Source organism: Balneatrix alpica DSM 16621, assembly GCF_000619885.1.
Lineage (GTDB): Bacteria > Pseudomonadota > Gammaproteobacteria > Pseudomonadales > Balneatricaceae > Balneatrix > Balneatrix alpica.
Genome location: NZ_JHUZ01000014.1, coordinates 79,420 through 96,531 on the forward strand (window position 1 = coordinate 79,420; position 17,112 = coordinate 96,531).

Consider the following 17,112-nt stretch of genomic DNA (forward strand, 5'->3'; position numbering starts at 1 on the left):
TTTTATGTATCCACAATTGCAGAATCGTTTAGCTTAGAGCCGCCACTGGTAGTTATCGGAGCGTAGGCCCATATCATTGAGGCGTTCGGTTAGGTTGGCCAGTTCGTCTTCATCCAAATGCAGATGATCGAGAATGGCGCTCTGCCATTTGAGCCATTCCAGGTCTTTCTCCTGCTTGCCCAGTACACGATAGAGACCACAAATGTGCTCAGCGGTTTTGAGTACTGCAATCAGGGTGCGCTTGCGCTGGTCTTCATCATGTTTGAACACCTGGAGCAGATTATGGTGATCATAGATAGCGCTGCAGATTTGCTCAGGCAGGTGCCAGGAGCGTGCTAGGAAGTAACCTACTGTTGCATGGTTGGTGGAGAGAAATTGATCTTCCACCTGATTGATTTTGCCTTTTTGATAGCCCACTGCGATCACCGCCCGGTAATCACGGAAGCGCTTGAGCATCATGGGAATGCCGACATTGTGGAACAGTCCCAGGGTGTAAGTCTCTTCGGGGTTAGCAATGTTCAGTTCACGGGCAAGGGTCACGCAGGCCAGGGCGACATCCTGGGCGGTATCCCAAAAACGTTGCAATACCTCATCCTGCTCATTGCCCATCGCCTTGCGTAAAGACAGTGCATTGACGATGTTGAGAGTATTGCTTAGCCCCATCAGGTTAGTGGCATGCTGAACTGAAGCAACCTTACGCGGCAAGCCAAAAAATGGAGAGTTCACCGTCTTCAGAACGGCGGCGGCCAGGCCCACATCCTGGCTGATAATATCGGCAATCTCGCTTTGGCTGGGCTCAGGTTTGGCGCACTCCATATGCAGGTCAACCAAGACCTGAGGTTGGGGTGGAATGCTCATGCCCTGTAGGGCCTTGGAGATTTTTTCATCATCCAGGGATGGCATCTGATCAGACATAGTGCAACAACTTCCGTGAACTGGTAACGCGACTTGGGAGTATACCCGAGACGGGAGCTTTATAGATAAAGATGAGGTATAAAGTTTTCTCGCCTTAGGCATTTTGTTGGTTAGAAAAAAAACAATATCAAGGGACGTCCCGTGACAAAGTGGCAGTGGAATATGCAAAGCAGGGAGTCTTGGACTGCTGTGCATCCACGCAGGTGGACGGCACCGACACAGCAGTTAGGCAAAGGAAGCATCTATGCGCTGGTTGTGGTTATGGGTGATAGGGTTAGCAGTTAGCACCCCTCTGACCTGGGCTGAAACCCGGGTGAGTCTGCAATTGAAGTGGCAGCATCAGTTTCAGTTTGCGGGTTACTATGCGGCGCTGGAAAAAGGCTATTACCAGCAAGCCGGCCTGCAGGTGGAGTTGCGCCCAGCCAAGCCTGGCATGGATGTGGTCGATGAGGTGTTGTCAGGACGTGCCGACTTTGGTGTGGGTAACTCGGATTTGCTGCTCTGGCGGCAACGGGGCTATCCGGTGGTGGTGTTGGCGGCCATTATGCAGCACTCACCTTTAGCCCTCGTGGTGCGAGATGACTTCGGCATTCGCAATGTGCATGACCTGCTGGGGCAGCGTGTCATGTTGGAGCCAAACTCGGCTGAAATTCTGGCTTACTTTCGTCGTGAGCAGCTCGATACCAGTCAATTCGAGTGGGTACCGCACTCCTTCAGCATGGATGAGATTATCAATGCTAAGGTGCAGGCCGCTTCTGTCTATATCACCGATGAACCCTTTGAGCTGAGCAATTTGGGGGTCAGTCACCGCATCTTTAGCCCGGCGGCGGCTGGTATCGACTTTTATGGTGATAACTTATTTACCCGCGAGGCGCTGCTGGAGCAGCAAGCTGATGTGGTACAAGCCTTTCGGGCTGCCAGTTTAAAGGGCTGGGAATATGCTATGGCTCACCCGCAAGAGGTAATGAGCTGGCTACGTCAACGTTACCCCTCCTCCCATACGGATGAGCACCTGCTGTATGAAGCGCAGCAAATGCGTCATTTGGTGCAACCGGATATCGTTCCCCCTGGTTACATGCATGTGGGTCGTTGGCGCCATATCGCCCAGGTCTACAGTGAGGTGGGCATGTTGCCTGCTGACTTTGAGCTGGAAGGTTTTCTCTATGATGAGGGTAGTCCTGGGCCGCGTTGGCTCTATGTCACTATCTTTGTAGTGTTGTTATTGGCCTCCGTCATTGCACTGGTGGCGCTCTATATCTTCCTGCTTAACCGACGTTTAAAGGAAAGTGAACAGCACTATCGACTGTTGGCCAAGCATGTCTTTGATGTGATTTGGACGGTGGATATGCAGGGCAACTTTACCTATGTCAGCCCCTCCGTTGAACGTTTGCGCGGCTATCGTCCCGATGAGGTGATAGGGCGCTCCCTGCGTGATGCACTGTGTCCGGATTCCGCTCGTTGGGCCTGGAAAGGCTTTCAGTATTTCCAGCAAACCGGCATGGTCGAGCGCCGCAATTGGGAATTGGAGCAGCCTTGCAAAGATGGCTCCAGCGTCTGGACCGATGTCACCATTAACATTCTGCGCGATGAGTTGGGGCGGCCAGAAGGTTTGGTAGGGGTAACCCGGGATATCAGTGATCGACGCCGGGTACGGGATGCATTGGTGACCCGAGCAGCGGCGATTGAAGCTGCCGCGGAGGCGGTGGTGATTACCGATGCCAGAGGGCTGATTGAGCATGTTAACCCTGCTTTTGTGCGTATGACGGGGCACACCCAGGAGTCGGTGATTGGCAAAACCCTGCTTAAGGTAGGGGTGCTGTTACGGGATCAGCGCTTGAAAAGTATTATTCGAGTGTTGCGTAAACAGCAGCAATGGCGGGGAGAGACCCTGGTGCAGTCGCGCTGGGGAGGCCAGGCCGATGTCTCCATGACAGTGGCAGCACTGCATAACGATCAGGATGAAGTCACACACTATGTGGTGGTTATGCATGACATCACCGAGCCGAAACGCCTGGAAAAAGAGCTCACTCGTTTGGCGCATTATGACAGCCTGACTGGTCTGCCAAATCGGGCTTATTTCTTTAAATTGGGCCGCCAGGCCTTGGCTAAGCCTGGAGCCAGGGCGGGCCTGATTTTTATGGACTTAGATGGCTTTAAAGCAGTGAACGACCTGCATGGCCATGAGGCAGGTGATCAGCTATTACAGCAAATTGCGGCGATGCTACGCGAACGAGTGAGTGATTCGGCGTTAGTGACCCGAATGGGGGGGGATGAGTTCCTTTTGCTGTTACCTCACCTGGAAAGCCCGTTACAACTTGAGCAGGTGGCGGAGGCCATTTTACAGGAGTTGCGCCATCCGCTGCGTTTAAGTCCGGCGGTGGTGCAGGTTGGTGCGAGCTTAGGGCTCTGTACTTATCCGCAGCCGGCGGCATCGCTGGAAGCCATGATTCGTCTGGCAGACCAAGCCATGTATGGCGCCAAGCGTGCGGGTAAACAACAATGGCACTGGGCAGAGACTGTGCAGCAGCCCACGGATGAGTCCTGAGGCGGAATCCCCTATACTGGGCGCCTTTTTTGATGAGTATGAGGAGAGGGGAGATGTCTCTGCCGGTTTTACGTTTATTACCCAAGGCAGATCGTCGCCTGCGTGCGGGTCACCTGTGGATTTACAGCAATGAGGTCGATGTGGCGCAAACGCCATTGAAGGGCTTCAGTGCTGGTGAGCAGGTGTGGGTAGAAAATTCGGCTGGCAAAGGTATGGGCGTCGCCTATGTCAACCCTAATACCCTGATCTGTGCCCGCTTGATCAGTCGCGATGCCAAATACCCTCTGAGCAAGTCGCTACTGGTTCACCGCCTGAATCTAGCCTTGTCCCTGCGCGAAAAAGCCTTTAGTAAGCCCTATTACCGCTTGGTGTACGGTGAGGCAGATGGTTTATCCGGCCTGGTGGTGGATCGTTTTGGTGATTACCTGGTAGTGCAGATTTCCACAGCTGGTATGGAACTACAGCGGCAGGCCATCGTTGAGGCACTGGTGCAGGTAGTGAAGCCAATGGCCATTCTGTTTAAGAATGATGGCAAGTTCCGTGCAGTGGAAGGACTGGCGGAGTATGTAGAAGATGCCTACGGCAGCATGCCAGATCAGGTGGAACTGGAGGAAAATGGCGTGCGTTTCCTGGCGCCGGTAAGGGAAGGGCAGAAGACTGGCTGGTTCTATGACCATCGCCTCAATCGGGCCAGAGTGCAGCACTATGCGCCGGGGTTGAAGGTGCTGGATGTGTTTAGCTATGTCGGTGGTTGGGGAGTACAGGCAGCGGCGGCGGGTGCCGCCAGTGTGACCTGTGTGGATGCTTCAGCGCTGGCACTACAGCAGGTGGCGGCCAATGCGCAACTCAATGGTGTTGGTGAGCGGGTACAAACCCTGAAGGGTGATGCTTTCGAGACCATGAAGCAGCTGATCAACGAAGGGGAGCGCTATGACATGGTGATCCTTGATCCCCCCGCTTTTATTCAGCGTCGTAAAGATATTGCCAATGGTGAGCAGGCCTATCAGCGTGCCAATCAGTTAGCAATGCGTTTGCTGGCTAAAGACGGCTTATTGGTATCGGCCTCCTGTTCCATGCATTTGCAAACAGAGCGCTTGCTTGACATGGTACGGGCCACAGGGCGGGCAACGGATCGTCACGTAGTCTTGTTGGAGCGAGGTGGCCAAGGAGCGGATCATCCGGTACATGCGGCCATTAGTGAAACCGAGTATCTCAAGTCCTTGTTGTTCCGGGTAACGCCAGCGTTCTAGTGGCTCCCCAAAAAGCATCAAGCCCATCCTAGGATGGGCTTGATCGTTAAGGCAGAGCAGAGGACGAGTTTTAATCGTCGTCGTAGTCAGACCCACCTTCGGAAAAGTCAGTATCTTCCCCTTCACGCACAGAAGACAGGCTCATTGAGGGCACATAGGTGTCGTCATTGATCTTCTTCAGGTATTTCACCCAGGCGCGATGCATATCGTTGTCTGCCGGTGCCTCACCCTTCACCACTGACATCAGCTGGTGGTCATCGGGATCAACCGGAGGCAGCAGGCCATCCATCAGGGCACGGAACAGGGTGCCATACTGGGTGATCAGCTTGGTTTCTTTGATGGAGAAGTCACCTGAACCAGCCAGGCCATAGGGGTAGTTCTCATCATCAAAGTACGGCTTTTTCAAATAGTACTGGCGGTCTTTGCTCATAGACGGTTCATATACCTGAGACAGATGCTTGGCAAGCCTTTCGACTCTTGACAAGAGTCATTAATGGTCACAAAGGTTGCCCATACCAAGTTTGCGGCGATTGTCTAGGATGCCTTGCGGGCAGTACAACGAAAATTTTTGATTATTTCAATTAATATTTTTGATTAATGTGGCTGTAGTACAGTGCACTCTTTAGGACGTCGTACTGCAGTTGACCGCTGTCTTTTGGGCGCGTTGGTAGAGGATTTCCATCACCGCGGTAATGGTGTCCTGATAAGCCGCATTAGTGTGATAGACCCCATACACATCGCGACGAATACAGGGGCTCTCCTGTACCAGGTGTAAACGCTGCTCGGCTAAATAAGGGCGAACCAAACGGCGGGGCAAGTAGGCATGCCCTCCTTGTTGCAGGATCAAATCCAGCGCCATCCGGCCATGGCTGGTAAACAGCCATGGCTGCCAGTTGTTGCCTAGTTGTTGTGCGTGTTCCAACTGAAAAGCGGTGCCCCAGTCCACCATGATATATCCCTGCTCCAGGGCTTGAGTGGCCGTCAGCCCAGGCTGGCTGGAAACCATGACCAGTTCCAGGTGAGTCAGTTGGCGGGAGACCAGCTCCTGTGCTTTGGGGGGATCATAGAGCAGGGCAATGTCGAGGGTGCGGTCAAGCAGTTTACGCACCAGTACATCGCTGCTGTGAATGTCCGCGCGTAGCACTAATTCAGGTAGGGATTCATGCAAGTGTTGTAAGGCATCCTGTAGTAGGGTGTCCCACAGTCCGGCGGTGCTGGCCAAATTCAGGCTAACGCTTTGACGTCCCCGCAAAGCAACGTCCTGGCGTGCGCGCTCCCAAGCTTGCAACACATTATCGGCATGTAATAACAGGCTCTCACCGGCGGCCGTCAGTTGGATATTATTGCGTTGACGGTTAAACAGCTCACAACCGAGCAAACCTTCCAGTTGGCGAATGCGTGCACTCACCGCCGATTGAGTAAGGTAGAGGTTATCCGCTGCCCGGCCAAAATGGCGGGTTTTACAGACCTCCAGGAAGGTTTTCAGCAATTCAATATCCATTAACAATCCACAGCAGCTAAGCGCATTAAGCGCCCAGGTTAATAACGGAAAAGGCCTGCGATTGCAACTTGCAGGCAGCGCTGGGGCGGAGTATAACCGCCCCTTGCAGTTTGCGGCAGGGATAGCGCCCGCCGCCCTGCCAGGATGAGCAGACAGGAGCCGCCGTATGCAATACCACCCGATCCCCCACTCCGATTTGAAGGTCAGCAAAATTTGCCTGGGTACCATGACCTGGGGCGAGCAAAACAGTGAGGCTGAGGCCCATCAGCAACTTGATTATGCCCTGGCGGCAGGGGTGAATTTTATTGATACGGCGGAGATGTATCCGGTGCCGCCACAGCAGAGCACCCAAGGCCGAACTGAAAGCTATATTGGCAGTTGGTTGGCCAAAACCGGCAAACGGGCCGATATCGTCTTGGCGACTAAAGTGGCTGGGCCTGCGGATATGGTGCGCTACCTGCGTCCACAGCAACAACTGGACAAACGCAATATCCAGCTGGCGTTAGAGGCGAGCTTGAAGCGTTTGCAGACCGACTATATCGACCTCTATCAGGTGCACTGGCCGAGTCGCCAGACCAATTTTTTCGGCAAGCTGAATTATCAGGCGACGGATGAGGCGGAAGTCACTCCTATCCTGGAAACCCTGGAGGCGCTGGCGGAGCAGGTAAAAGCGGGCAAGATACGTTATCTGGGTTTATCCAATGAGACCCCTTGGGGGGTGATGGAGTACCTGCGCCTGGCGCGTGAGTACCATTTGCCAAGAGTGATCAGTATTCAAAACCCTTATAACCTGCTTAACCGCAGCTTTGAGGTAGGACTAGCCGAAATCGCCCACCGTGAAGGGGTCGAACTGCTGGCCTATTCCCCTCTGGCCTTTGGTGCCCTGTCTGGTAAATACCTCAAAGGGCAGTGGCCACAGGGGGCGCGGATGACGCTGTACAAACGCTTTGCCCGCTATTTCACGGAGCAGGGGATTGCCGCGACGGAGGCTTACGTGGCTCTGGCGCAGCAGCATGGCCTGAGTCCTGCGCAAATGGCCTTGGCCTATGTTAACCAGCGCCCCTTTGTTGCTGCTAATATCATAGGAGCTACCAGTTTGGAGCAGTTGCAGGAAAACCTTGGCAGCCTGACGCTGGAACTCTCCGCTGAACTGCTTGAGCAGCTGGAAGCGCTGGGGCGGCAATACTCCAACCCATGCCCCTGATTATCAACCAGAAAGATAAGGTGCTATGACCTCCAAGCGCGTATTGATTGTCGATGATGACGAGGATATCCGTCAGCTATTGTCGGATTACCTGAGTCGTCATGGTTTTCAGTGTATGACCGCGGCCGATGGAGAGGCCTTCGAACTGGTTTTTCAGGACTTTACCCCCGATTTGGTTATTTTGGATGTGATGATGCCCGGCGACGATGGTTTTACCCTCTGTCGCCGTCTGCGTCAGCATTCGCAGATTCCGGTGGTAATGCTGACCGCCAGTGCCGATGACACCGATCGTATCCTCGGCCTGGAGCTGGGGGCGGATGATTACATCGCCAAGCCTTTTAATCCGCGTGAACTGTTAGCGCGGATTAAGGCTATTCTGCGGCGTACGCAAAGTTACGGCGGTCAGGCACGTTATCTGCGCTTTGGCCCCTGGCAGCTGGATCGCACCACCCGTGAACTGGTGAGCCAAAGTGGTGAGCGCCAGGATGTATCGGGAGCGGATTTTGCCCTGCTATCGGTGTTTCTCAGCCATCCACAAAAGGTGTTGTCGCGGGATGAGTTGTTTGACTTAACCCGTGGCCGAGATGCGCCGCCGTTGGATCGTTCCATTGATGTGCATATCTGCCGTTTGCGTCAGCGCCTGGGCGAGGACGCCAAAACCCCGCAATTAATTAAAACGGTACGCGGCGCCGGTTACATCCTGGCGGTGCCAGTGGAAATGGTGGGCTAGTGAATAAACGCTGGTGGTTGCCCCGCTCACTGCGCGGTCGTTTCGTGCTGCTAATGCTGGGTGGGGTGCTGCTGGCGCAATTGATCAGCTATGGCGTCTGGTCGGCACAGGTGCGTAACAGCCACCTGGATCTGGTCGATCGGGTCTCGCGTAACCTCGCTTATAGCCTAGTTTCAACCGTACAGTTCTTTACCTCTCTGCCATTAGAGTACCGCCATCTGGTGTTAGATCAGTTGCGCAAAATGGGGGGAACGCGCTTTTTTATCAGCATCAACGATCATCTGATTCTGGTGGATGACATTGAAGACAGCCATGAAAAGCGCCTGGTGGTGAGCAATGTCTATCGTATCCTGCGCCAAGAGCTGAATGTGAAGTCAGTGTTGGTGGAGTTCTCTAAACCGGAGAACCTGCGGGTGTTGAATAATGAAACGCTGGCCATGGACTTACCCCCGCGCTGGGCCCAATCGTTGCTACTTGATCCACTTTCTTCGCCAGTCATGGTGGTGCAGATGCAGCTGGATTCATCGGCTTGGCTCTATGTGGCGACAGTGTTACCGGTACCTGGCTTTCTGCAGACTGGGGGCTGGTTAGCGGCAGATAAGCTGGCCTTTCTGAGCATTATGCTGCTGGTGGTGATTATCCTCAGTTTTATCGGCATTCGCTGGATGACCCGTCCTCTGGCGCATATAGCTAAAGCGGCGGAAGACTTGGGGCGGGATCTGGAGCAAGCGCCACTGCCTGAGTCCGGCCCTTCCGAGGTTGTGGCCACAGCCAAAGCCTTTAACCTGATGCGTGAGCGTATTCAGCGCTATCTGGAAGACCGCGAACGCCTGTTCTCTGCGATTTCCCATGACTTAAAAACGCCGATCACCCGACTGCGGCTACGTGCCGAGCTGCTGGATGATGACAACCTGCGTGAGCGTTTTGGTAAGGATCTGGCCGAGTTGGATCTGATGGTGAAAGGAGCGTTGCAGTGTGTGAAGGACACGGACATCCATGAAAATACCGAGACGATTCAGTTGGCTGATTTACTGGAGCCGATGCTGGCGGATTATCAGCTACAGGGGCGTCAAGTGCGGCTCAGTGGCCAGGCGCGGACGATTATGGGCAAACCGCTGGCATTGAAGCGCTGTTTTACCAACCTGATCGACAATGCACTGTTTTATGGTGAGCGTTGTGAGATTCAGCTGGAGGATGACGACAGCGAATTGCGGGTGCGGGTGCTGGATAATGGCCCTGGTATTCCCGAAGCGTTGTTAGAGCAGGTTTTTGAACCCTATGTGCGGCTGGAGCGCTCCCGCAGTCGTCATACCGGTGGCAGTGGCCTGGGGTTGGGCATTGCCCGTCATATCGTTCATGCCCAGGGGGGGCGTTTAACCCTGAGCAATCGTGCGGAAGGGGGGCTGGAAGCCTTGGTGCGCCTGCCCCGACAAACACAAAATGATGATGTACCGCATTGAATCCAGCCTAGGATAGCGGTACCAAATACACAGGTCTTAGTGGTTGCGACTGAACTAGGACCCTTTCACTGACTAACCAGTAATAGAAGGCGACGACCATGCAACAGCTAGTCCTGGCCAGCGGTAATCGCGGCAAACTTCGTGAGTTTAATCAGGTGCTGGGTGGGCTTGATTTTGAAGTGGTGCCCCAGTCAGCCTTTAGCGTACCGGATGCAGTGGAGTCGGGGTTGAGCTTTGTTGAAAACGCCATCATTAAGGCTCGCCACGCCGCCCGTCTAACTGGCCTGCCAGCCTTGGCCGATGATTCGGGGCTGGAGGTGGATGCCCTGAAAGGCGCGCCGGGGATTTACTCGGCCCGCTATGCTGGCGAAGGTGCCAGCGATGAGGATAACTGCGCGTTGCTATTGGAGCGGATGCGCCATATCCCTGAATCAGAACGGCAGGCCCGTTTTCACTGCGTGCTGGTCTATATGCGCCATGCCGATGATCCCGTGCCTTTGATCTGCCATGGGGCCTGGGAAGGCCGGGTTTTATTTGAGCCCCGGGGTGAGGGTGGCTTTGGCTATGCCCCGCTGTTTTGGGTGCCACAAGAAAATTGCAGTGCCGCCGAGTTAACGCCGGAGCGGAAAAACCTGCTCAGTCATCGTGGTCGCGCCCTGGCGCAGCTGTTGCAACGGCTGGAGCCATAACCTTTTTTGATGCAATACGTGACGCGGCGGCCTTATCTATGACTGTGAGTGAGGGCTGCCTTGACTTGGGAGAATGCGGGGGCTGGGCTAGAATAGCGCCCCCCAGGCCCCTAGTGGGCGACCTTAAGCTCTAAGATGGGCTGATTTATGTTGCAGTTGCCGCCGTTAAGCCTCTACATCCACATCCCCTGGTGTGTGCGTAAGTGCCCCTATTGTGATTTTAACTCCCATGCCCAGCGTGATGAGCTGCCCGAGCAAGCCTACGTGCAGCGGTTGCTGGCGGACTTGGAGGCGGAGTTGGCGGGTGCCCAGGGGCGTCCCCTTAGCTCTATCTTTATTGGCGGCGGAACCCCTAGCCTCTTTAGTGCCCAGGCGATTCAACAGCTGCTTGATGGGGTGCGAGCCCGTATTTCCTTGCAGCCAGGGTGTGAAATCACCATGGAGGCCAATCCCGGTACCTTTGAGCAGGCCCGTTTTGCCGGCTATGCCGAGGCAGGGGTCAACCGTTTGTCGGTGGGAGTGCAGAGTTTAAATGCTGAGCACTTACAGGCCTTGGGGCGGATTCATAATCCAGAAGAAGCCTTGGCAGCCCTGGCCTGCCTGCCGCAGTTAGGTATCGATAACTTTAATGTGGATTTGATGCATGGCTTGCCGGGACAGACGATTGAGCAAGCATTAACCGACCTACGCCAAGCCTTGGCATTAGCCCCACCTCATCTCTCCTGGTATCAACTGACCATTGAACCCAATACCGAGTTTTACAGCCGTCCTCCGCGTTTACCGGAGGATGAAACCCTGTGGGATATCCAGGAACAAGGCCATGCTCTGTTAGAAGCAGCCGGTTATCGCCAATATGAAACCTCCGCCTACGCCAAAGGCCGACAGGCGCAGCACAATCTGAATTACTGGCAGTTTGGTGATTATCTGGGGATAGGGGCGGGGGCCCATGGCAAGGTGACCTGGTTGAACCAGGGCCGTATCGAACGGCGGTGGAAAACCCGAATGCCGCAGCATTATCTTGACCCTGCACGTTTACTGGTGGCGGGTAGTCAGGAGGTCACGGCAGAGGAGCTGCCCTTTGAATTTATGATGAACGCCTTGCGCTTGGTGGAAGGTGTGCCCCGTAAATGGTTCGAGCAGCGCACCGGGTTGTCGCTCAGTGTCCTGTCAACGCAGGTCGAACTGGGACAAAACCGGCAGCTGCTCGAAATGAACGGAGCTGTGTTTAAACCGACGCCACTCGGGCGGCGTTATTTAAACGATTTGCTGGAGCTGTTCATCTAGCCTGGGCAAGGTTCGCATCCTGGCCCCCTAACCCGCGACTAGCCTTCCTTGTGGCGTCCTGCAGCCTCATCCGCTGAGGTGGGCATCCTGCCTCCTTGTATCCGTCCGGATACATCCTGAAACTCAGCATAGTCGCTCCCCTTGGTAGCGACTATCAGAAAAAGTCTGAATTTAGTCGGCGCTGAGGGGCCGTAATACGCTTTGGTAACCCTTTACAGGACGGGGTGTTGGAATTATTTGGTTACCAGACTGTTGTCTTTGTCAGCATTCAGTAAAGGCAGTAGCCAGTTCCCTACATGCTTGGCCAGAATGGGTTGGGCTTGGGCATTGGGATGAATGCCATCGCTTTGCATTAGCTCTGGGTTGAGCGCCACGGGTTCAATAAAGAATGGCAATACCGGCACAGCTAAGGTTTGCCCGAGTGTGGTAAAGAGTTGGGCGAAAGCATCGGCATACTGAGGTCCATAATTGGGCGGAATACGTACACCGAGTATCGCCACCCGGGCGCCCTGGGCTTGAGCCAATTCGACCATAAGAGTCAGGTTCTGTTGCAGGCTGGCTAGTGGCAGGCCGCGCAAACCGTCATTGCCGCCCAGCTCCAGCAGCACCCATTGGGGTTGATGCTGCTCAAGCAGTGCGGGCAGTCGGGCCAGGCCGCCACCGCTGGTTTCACCGCTCATGCTGGCGTTGATCAGCCGCCAATCTGGTGGCAGTTGCGGCTCTAACAGCTTGACCCAGCCCTGCTCTGCCCGCAGGCCATAGGCAGCACTGAGGCTGTCACCGACTATCATCAGGGTACTGGCTTGAGCCCAGCCACAGAGGCTTAGCCAGCCCAGTAACAGGAAACGAAAAAAAGGATTGCGCATGACGACCCTACCCTCAACAGATGTTCAACCTTTGTTGCTTGCCGACCATATCGGCAAAGTGGTGCAAACGCAATCAGGCCCTTTGACCTTGCTGGCGGATGTCAGCCTGCGGGTGGAGGCCGCGCAAACCCTGGCGATTTTAGGCCGCTCCGGCGCGGGCAAGTCGACCTTGCTGGGATTGCTGGCGGGCTTGGATGTGCCGAGTGAGGGAGCGGTCTGCTTGGATGGTAATAATCTGGCTGTCCTCAGTGAGGAGCAGCGTGCGGCTTTGCGGGCACGTTATCTCGGCTTTGTTTTTCAATCCTTTCAGCTGTTGGCAGATTTAACCGCGCTGGAAAATGTCAGCCTGCCACTGGCGCTTTGCGGCCACCCACAAGCCGAACAGGAGGCGCGTTACTGGTTGCAGCAGGTCGGGCTAGGGCAGCGCCTAAACCATACTCCGCGCCAGCTTTCAGGTGGTGAGCAACAGCGGGTGGCACTGGCCAGAGCCTTTGCCGGGCGTCCGCGGGTACTGTTTGCCGATGAACCGACGGGCAATCTGGATGAGCAGACAGGCGCACAAATTATGGAGTTGCTGTTTAACCTCAACCAGGAACTGGGCACAACCCTGATCTTGGTGACCCATGATGTCGAACTGGCGGCCCGTTGTCAGCGGCGTATCTATTTGGAAGCAGGGCAAATCCAACAGGAGGTGCAGCATGAAGGCTGACAGTCGGCCAACTGCTGGCAGTATCCTGCAATATGCCCGTTTAGGGTGGCGTGACCGTGAGTTGCGCCTACTGGTATTAGCAATCTGGCTGGCCTGTGCGGCCACCACCATGATCAGCTTTTTTGCTGATCGGTTGGAGCGTGGCTTGCAGACGCAGGCGGGGCGAATGCTAGGGGGGGACTTGGTGATCCGCAGTAGCCGCGAGGCCCCAGCAGCCTGGTGGCAGCAGGCGCAGGCATTGGGCTTGGCTGCGCCGGTGGAGGTGTTCGAATTTCCCTCGATGGCGGGGGCTGGCGAGCACTTTGCCTTGGCCAGTATCAAGGCAGTGGGTGAGGGCTATCCGCTGTATGGCCAGGCACAAATTCAGCGTCAAACTCAGGCCGAGCCGGAAACGCTGCAGCGTGGCCCCCAGCCTGGCGAGGTGTGGTTAGAGCCTCGCTTGCTCGACTTGCTGCAGCTGCAGTTGGGGGATGAGCTGCAACTGGGTTATGCCAAGCTCAAAGTAGCGGCGTTGCTGCTGGAAGAGCCCGACCCGGTGTTTGATTTTTCCAGTCTGAGTCCGCGGCTGATGATGCATGCGGCGGACTTGCCCAGTACTCAGCTTATTCAGTCGGGTAGCCGGATTCGCTACCGTTATCTTTTGGCGGGCAACGGTGCTGAGATTGAGCGCTTTAAGGCCTGGCTGGAGCCGCAGTTAGGGCCGGGGGTGCGAATCCAAGATCCACAGCAGGGCAATCCTCGCTTAGCCGCTGCGCTGGAGCGGGTGCGCCAGTATTTGTCCCTGGGTAGTGTGTTGGCGGTGGTGCTGGCGGGAATCACCCTGGCGCTGGCGGCGCGTCACTACAGTCAACGTCATGTTGATGAGATTGCCCTGTGGCGCTGCCTGGGCCTGAAGCGTTCGACTCTGGCCTGGATGCTGGGCGCCCGTCTGGGCTGGCTGAGTTTGTTGGCGGTGTTATTGGGGGTGGCCAGTGGCGCCCTGGCGCAGCAGGGGCTGGTGCTGATTTTCGCTGACTGGCTACCGAATCCCATGCCGGCGTTGAGCTGGGTGCCAGCCTGGAGCGGGGTGCTAACCGCGCTGTTGTTATTGGGGGCGCTGGTGTTGCCGGATTGGTGGCAACTGTTGAAGGTCAGTCCCCTGCGTGTGTTCCGTCGCGAGATCAGTTGGCCGCAGTTAGGACGCTGGCTAAGTCTGGGCCTGGCCTTGCTGGCATTGTTAGGCTGGCTGTGGCTGCAAAGTCGAGAGCCCAGGCTCACCCTGGCGATGGGGGCGGGTTTAGTGGTGGCGTTAGGGCTGATTTATGGTGTGGCCTGGCTGCTGGTGAAGGCATTAAAAGACCGTCTGGGTCAGCGCCTGCCGCTGGGCAGTTGGGCGCCGTTGCAAATCGCCGCCTTTAGCTTGGTGGGCATTGCCATCGGCTTGGCGATGTTGATGCGCACTGAATTGATTGCTAGCTGGCAACAACAGTTGCCGGAGCAGGCGCCTAATTACTTTGCCCTGAACATTCAGCCCTGGGAGCGGCAGGCAGTCGCTGACTTTATGCAGCAACAGGGCTGGGATGATAACCCCCTCTATCCGCTGGCCCGTGGGCGGGTGGTGGCGATTAATGATCAGCCTGTGGAGCAGCAGCCAGGGGTGAGTAAGGAGGGGCGTCATACCCTGGAGCGAGAGCTTAACCTGACCTGGGCCGAGCAACCGGGCAACGATAATGCAATCCTAGAGGGACAGTTCTGGCCTGCGGACAGCCAGGGGGCAGAATTTTCCGCTGAACAGGGTTTTGCCGAGAGTTTGAATTTAAAACTGGGGGATGAGCTGCGCTTTGATATTGGCGGCAGCCTGGTCAGTGCCAAGCTCACCAGTATTCGCACCGTGGATTGGAACTCATTTAATCCGAACTTCTTTGTCATTTTTTCGCCCAAGGTGTTAGGGGAGCTGGCCAGCGCGGCGATGACCAGTTTCTATGTGGCACCGGAGCAGGAGTCGAGGCTGACGGAGTTTAGCCAGCGCTGGCCAACGGTGAGCCTGGTGGGAATCAACCCCCTGCTTGAGCAGTTCCGCCGCATCCTCAGTCAGTTGACGCAGGCGGTGCAGTACCTGTTTGTATTCTTGTTGCTGGCGGCCTGGTTGGTGTTGGTGGCGGTGATTCAGATTAATCTACCAGAGCGCCAGCGGGAGCAATTGGTGCTGCATACCCTGGGGGTACCCAGAGCCTTGTTACGGCGACGTTTGCGCTGGGAGTTTCTCTGCCTGGGCGGCCTGGCTGGCGTGTTGGCGGCGGTGGCAACCCTGTTGCTGGGCTGGCTGGTGTTTGTGCTGCTGTTGGGGTGGGGCATGCCACAACCCTGGTGGTTAGTGTTCTGGCCGGTGCTGGCGGCGTTGATGGTCACCTTACCTGCCTTATGGATGCTAAGGGGAATTGGCCAGCAACCGCCCTGGCAATGGCTACGGCAGTTGGATTAAGGCTGGCGTTAGTGAGGAGTAGCAGCGAGTTGAGAGCCGACAGAAGCCCCGCTTGGGGCTTCGCTGTTTACGCCGATTGGTAGGGAGGAAGGTTGCCGGCAATTAGGGCGGCGGCAGTTGGTAAGGACACTCCTGCGCCTCAGGCAGTAAGGTTAGCTGCATGATAGTACCGCCAGCGGGATTATCCTGTACCGCCAGGTGCCAGTCGTAGAGTTGGCAGAGCTGACGGACAATGGCAAGGCCGAGACCGCTGCCGCCGGTATGCTGGTTGCGTGAGCTTTCCAAACGATAGAAGGGCTCAAAGATGCGCTCTTTGGCTTCATCCGGAATCCCAGGGCCGCGATCAATAATGCGTAGCATCAGCTCGGGGCCGCGCATGCTTAGCTCCACCCGTACTAGCGCTTCACCGCTGTAACGCAGGGCATTTTCGATCAGGTTAGAGGCCACCCGCTTAAATGCCAGCCAGGGCAGCTGTAATTGCTCTGGCAAGCTGCTGGTGTCGCCCAGCTCGATCCGCTCCGGGTGAATATCCTGTAGCTCCTCCAGTAACACCAGTGTGTCCAGGGTCTCTGCCTGTTGGGGTTCAAAGCCGCGGGCCAACATCAGGGTATCGCCGATCAGGCGGTCCATATCCCCCAGGTTGCGGGTCAGGCGCTCACAGAGTTCCGGGTTGCTGCCATCATCCAGCAGTTCGATGGCCATCCGCATTCTGGCGATGGGGGTGCGCAGATCATGGGAAATGCCCGCCAGCAAGGTGGTGCGATGTTCTAACAGCTCCCGTACTTCTTTACCCATACGGTTAAAACTACGGGCGACGATGGCCAGTTCTTCCGGGCCACTTTCATCCAGGGGCTCAAAATGCAGGCCTTTACCGATGCGCCGGGCGGCGCGGGCGGCAGCCACCATGGGGCGGGTAATGCGTGAAACAACGGTGACGGAGGCAAGCAGGATCAACAGGGAGGCAAATCCGAGCAACAGCAGCGCCATGGCGGGAGGCAGTACGGCCCGACGCTCCTGGGCAAAGCCAATATAGATATCGCCGGTGGGCAGGTTGAAGGTGGCCCAAATCAGGCGTGCATCACTTTTATCCCGTGCCAAGCGCACTGGCGTCTGCAGACGTTGCGCTAAGGATTGCCCCAACATATTCAAAAACAGGGTGGAGTGTTGCAGGGGGGCGGTATCGGGTTGGGAGCGGGTGAGCAGTAGCAAATGCTGCTCTGCCAATTCCAGCTGGTAATAGGAGCGGCTGTAAGGGGGCAGCTCCACCCAGGTTTCTGCGGCGAGCACCATCAGTGCCGCCTGATCGTCTGCTGCTTGTCTGGCCACCGGCAAAATAAAGTATTGCAGAGTAACTAGAGCGAAACAGAGCAGAATACCGATCACCGCTAGAGCCAGGGTGAGGGATGTTCGCGCCAGAAGTGATTTCAGCATGAGAGTGTGCCTGGACTGAGGGGGCGCTGAGCGATGGCTGAGCCAGATAGGCGCAGCAGTAACCGCT

At 56.0% G+C, this 17,112-nt stretch carries 14 protein-coding genes; 9 read left to right on the forward strand and 5 right to left on the reverse strand.

The window, feature by feature from the left end; translation table 11 throughout:
- Window positions 1-33: 33 nt before the first annotated feature.
- Complete coding sequence (locus tag Q334_RS0106920) at window positions 34-915, reverse strand: HDOD domain-containing protein (RefSeq protein ID WP_027312569.1); 882 nt, start codon at window positions 913-915, stop codon at window positions 34-36.
- Window positions 916-1,159: 244 nt separating this feature from the next.
- Here Q334_RS0106920 and Q334_RS19910 point away from each other — a divergent pair, with 244 nt between their 5' ends.
- Both Q334_RS19910 and Q334_RS0106930 read left to right on the forward strand, forming a co-directional pair.
- Entirely contained in the window at window positions 1,160-3,460 is a 2,301-nt protein-coding gene (locus tag Q334_RS19910) for an ABC transporter substrate-binding protein (RefSeq protein WP_051527585.1), read from the forward strand.
- 53 nt (window positions 3,461-3,513) lie between these two features.
- A complete protein-coding gene (locus tag Q334_RS0106930; RefSeq protein WP_027312570.1) occupies window positions 3,514-4,710 on the forward strand; it encodes a class I SAM-dependent rRNA methyltransferase in 1,197 nt (398 codons plus the stop codon).
- Window positions 4,711-4,780: 70 nt separating this feature from the next.
- Here the strand turns inward: Q334_RS0106930 and maoP are convergent, their stop codons facing one another.
- Both maoP and Q334_RS20415 read right to left on the reverse strand, forming a co-directional pair.
- Window positions 4,781-5,140, reverse strand: a complete 360-nt coding sequence (gene maoP / locus Q334_RS18310) for a DUF413 domain-containing protein (RefSeq protein ID WP_051527586.1) — start codon at window positions 5,138-5,140, stop codon at window positions 4,781-4,783.
- A 192-nt stretch (window positions 5,141-5,332) separates the two neighbouring features.
- Entirely contained in the window at window positions 5,333-6,211 is an 879-nt protein-coding gene (locus Q334_RS20415) for a LysR family transcriptional regulator (protein ID WP_051527587.1), read from the reverse strand.
- A 166-nt stretch (window positions 6,212-6,377) separates the two neighbouring features.
- Between Q334_RS20415 and Q334_RS0106945 the strand changes: the two genes are divergently transcribed.
- From Q334_RS0106945 to hemW, 5 genes are all read left to right on the forward strand, one after another.
- On the forward strand, window positions 6,378-7,415 hold the full coding sequence (locus tag Q334_RS0106945; RefSeq protein WP_027312571.1) for an NADP(H)-dependent aldo-keto reductase: 1,038 nt from the start codon (window positions 6,378-6,380) through the stop codon (window positions 7,413-7,415).
- 25 nt (window positions 7,416-7,440) lie between these two features.
- Window positions 7,441-8,145: a response regulator gene (locus Q334_RS0106950; protein ID WP_027312572.1), complete on the forward strand. Its 705-nt coding sequence runs from the start codon at window positions 7,441-7,443 to the stop codon at window positions 8,143-8,145.
- Window positions 8,145-9,605 (forward strand): ATP-binding protein, encoded by a 1,461-nt coding sequence (locus Q334_RS0106955; protein WP_027312573.1) that lies wholly within the window; start codon window positions 8,145-8,147, stop codon window positions 9,603-9,605. Before Q334_RS0106950 ends, Q334_RS0106955 begins: the two co-directional genes overlap by 1 nt.
- Before the next feature lie 98 nt (window positions 9,606-9,703).
- Window positions 9,704-10,294, forward strand: a complete 591-nt coding sequence (gene rdgB / locus Q334_RS0106960; protein WP_027312574.1) for an RdgB/HAM1 family non-canonical purine NTP pyrophosphatase — start codon at window positions 9,704-9,706, stop codon at window positions 10,292-10,294.
- A gap of 147 nt (window positions 10,295-10,441) precedes the next feature.
- Entirely contained in the window at window positions 10,442-11,578 is a 1,137-nt protein-coding gene (hemW, locus tag Q334_RS0106965) for a radical SAM family heme chaperone HemW (protein ID WP_027312575.1), read from the forward strand.
- A gap of 233 nt (window positions 11,579-11,811) precedes the next feature.
- Here hemW and Q334_RS0106975 read toward each other — a convergent pair whose 3' ends face one another.
- On the reverse strand, window positions 11,812-12,444 hold the full coding sequence (locus tag Q334_RS0106975; protein WP_035461036.1) for an arylesterase: 633 nt from the start codon (window positions 12,442-12,444) through the stop codon (window positions 11,812-11,814).
- On the opposite strand from Q334_RS0106975, the gene Q334_RS0106980 reads away from it, so the two are divergent.
- Both Q334_RS0106980 and Q334_RS18320 read left to right on the forward strand, forming a co-directional pair.
- The gene (locus Q334_RS0106980) at window positions 12,443-13,153 is read left to right on the forward strand and encodes an ABC transporter ATP-binding protein (protein WP_027312577.1); all 711 of its coding nucleotides are present in this window, start codon (window positions 12,443-12,445) and stop codon (window positions 13,151-13,153) included. The two genes, Q334_RS0106975 and Q334_RS0106980, sit on opposite strands and share 2 nt — an antisense overlap.
- Window positions 13,143-15,614: an ABC transporter permease gene (locus tag Q334_RS18320; protein WP_051527588.1), complete on the forward strand. Its 2,472-nt coding sequence runs from the start codon at window positions 13,143-13,145 to the stop codon at window positions 15,612-15,614. Before Q334_RS0106980 ends, Q334_RS18320 begins: the two co-directional genes overlap by 11 nt.
- Window positions 15,615-15,716: 102 nt before the next feature.
- Here the strand turns inward: Q334_RS18320 and Q334_RS18325 are convergent, their stop codons facing one another.
- The gene (locus tag Q334_RS18325) at window positions 15,717-17,045 is read right to left on the reverse strand and encodes a sensor histidine kinase (RefSeq protein ID WP_051527589.1); all 1,329 of its coding nucleotides are present in this window, start codon (window positions 17,043-17,045) and stop codon (window positions 15,717-15,719) included.
- Between the last annotated feature and the right edge of the window lie 67 nt (window positions 17,046-17,112).

Excerpts from the sequence above, each read along its gene's own strand:
- Q334_RS0106920 (WP_027312569.1), bottom strand. The coding sequence starts at position 915 with ATGTCTGATCAGATGCCATCCCTGGATGATGAAAAAATCTCCAAGGCC.
- Q334_RS19910 (WP_051527585.1), top strand. The coding sequence starts at position 1,160 with ATGCGCTGGTTGTGGTTATGGGTGATAGGGTTAGCAGTTAGCACCCCT.
- Q334_RS0106930 (WP_027312570.1), top strand. The coding sequence starts at position 3,514 with ATGTCTCTGCCGGTTTTACGTTTATTACCCAAGGCAGATCGTCGCCTG.
- maoP (WP_051527586.1), bottom strand. The coding sequence starts at position 5,140 with ATGAGCAAAGACCGCCAGTACTATTTGAAAAAGCCGTACTTTGATGAT.
- Q334_RS20415 (WP_051527587.1), bottom strand. The coding sequence starts at position 6,211 with ATGGATATTGAATTGCTGAAAACCTTCCTGGAGGTCTGTAAAACCCGC.
- Q334_RS0106945 (WP_027312571.1), top strand. The coding sequence starts at position 6,378 with ATGCAATACCACCCGATCCCCCACTCCGATTTGAAGGTCAGCAAAATT.
- Q334_RS0106950 (WP_027312572.1), top strand. The coding sequence starts at position 7,441 with ATGACCTCCAAGCGCGTATTGATTGTCGATGATGACGAGGATATCCGT.
- rdgB (WP_027312574.1), top strand. The coding sequence starts at position 9,704 with ATGCAACAGCTAGTCCTGGCCAGCGGTAATCGCGGCAAACTTCGTGAG.
- hemW (WP_027312575.1), top strand. The coding sequence starts at position 10,442 with ATGTTGCAGTTGCCGCCGTTAAGCCTCTACATCCACATCCCCTGGTGT.
- Q334_RS0106980 (WP_027312577.1), top strand. The coding sequence starts at position 12,443 with ATGACGACCCTACCCTCAACAGATGTTCAACCTTTGTTGCTTGCCGAC.
- Q334_RS0106975 (WP_035461036.1), bottom strand. The coding sequence starts at position 12,444 with ATGCGCAATCCTTTTTTTCGTTTCCTGTTACTGGGCTGGCTAAGCCTC.
- Q334_RS18320 (WP_051527588.1), top strand. The coding sequence starts at position 13,143 with ATGAAGGCTGACAGTCGGCCAACTGCTGGCAGTATCCTGCAATATGCC.
- Q334_RS18325 (WP_051527589.1), bottom strand. The coding sequence starts at position 17,045 with ATGCTGAAATCACTTCTGGCGCGAACATCCCTCACCCTGGCTCTAGCG.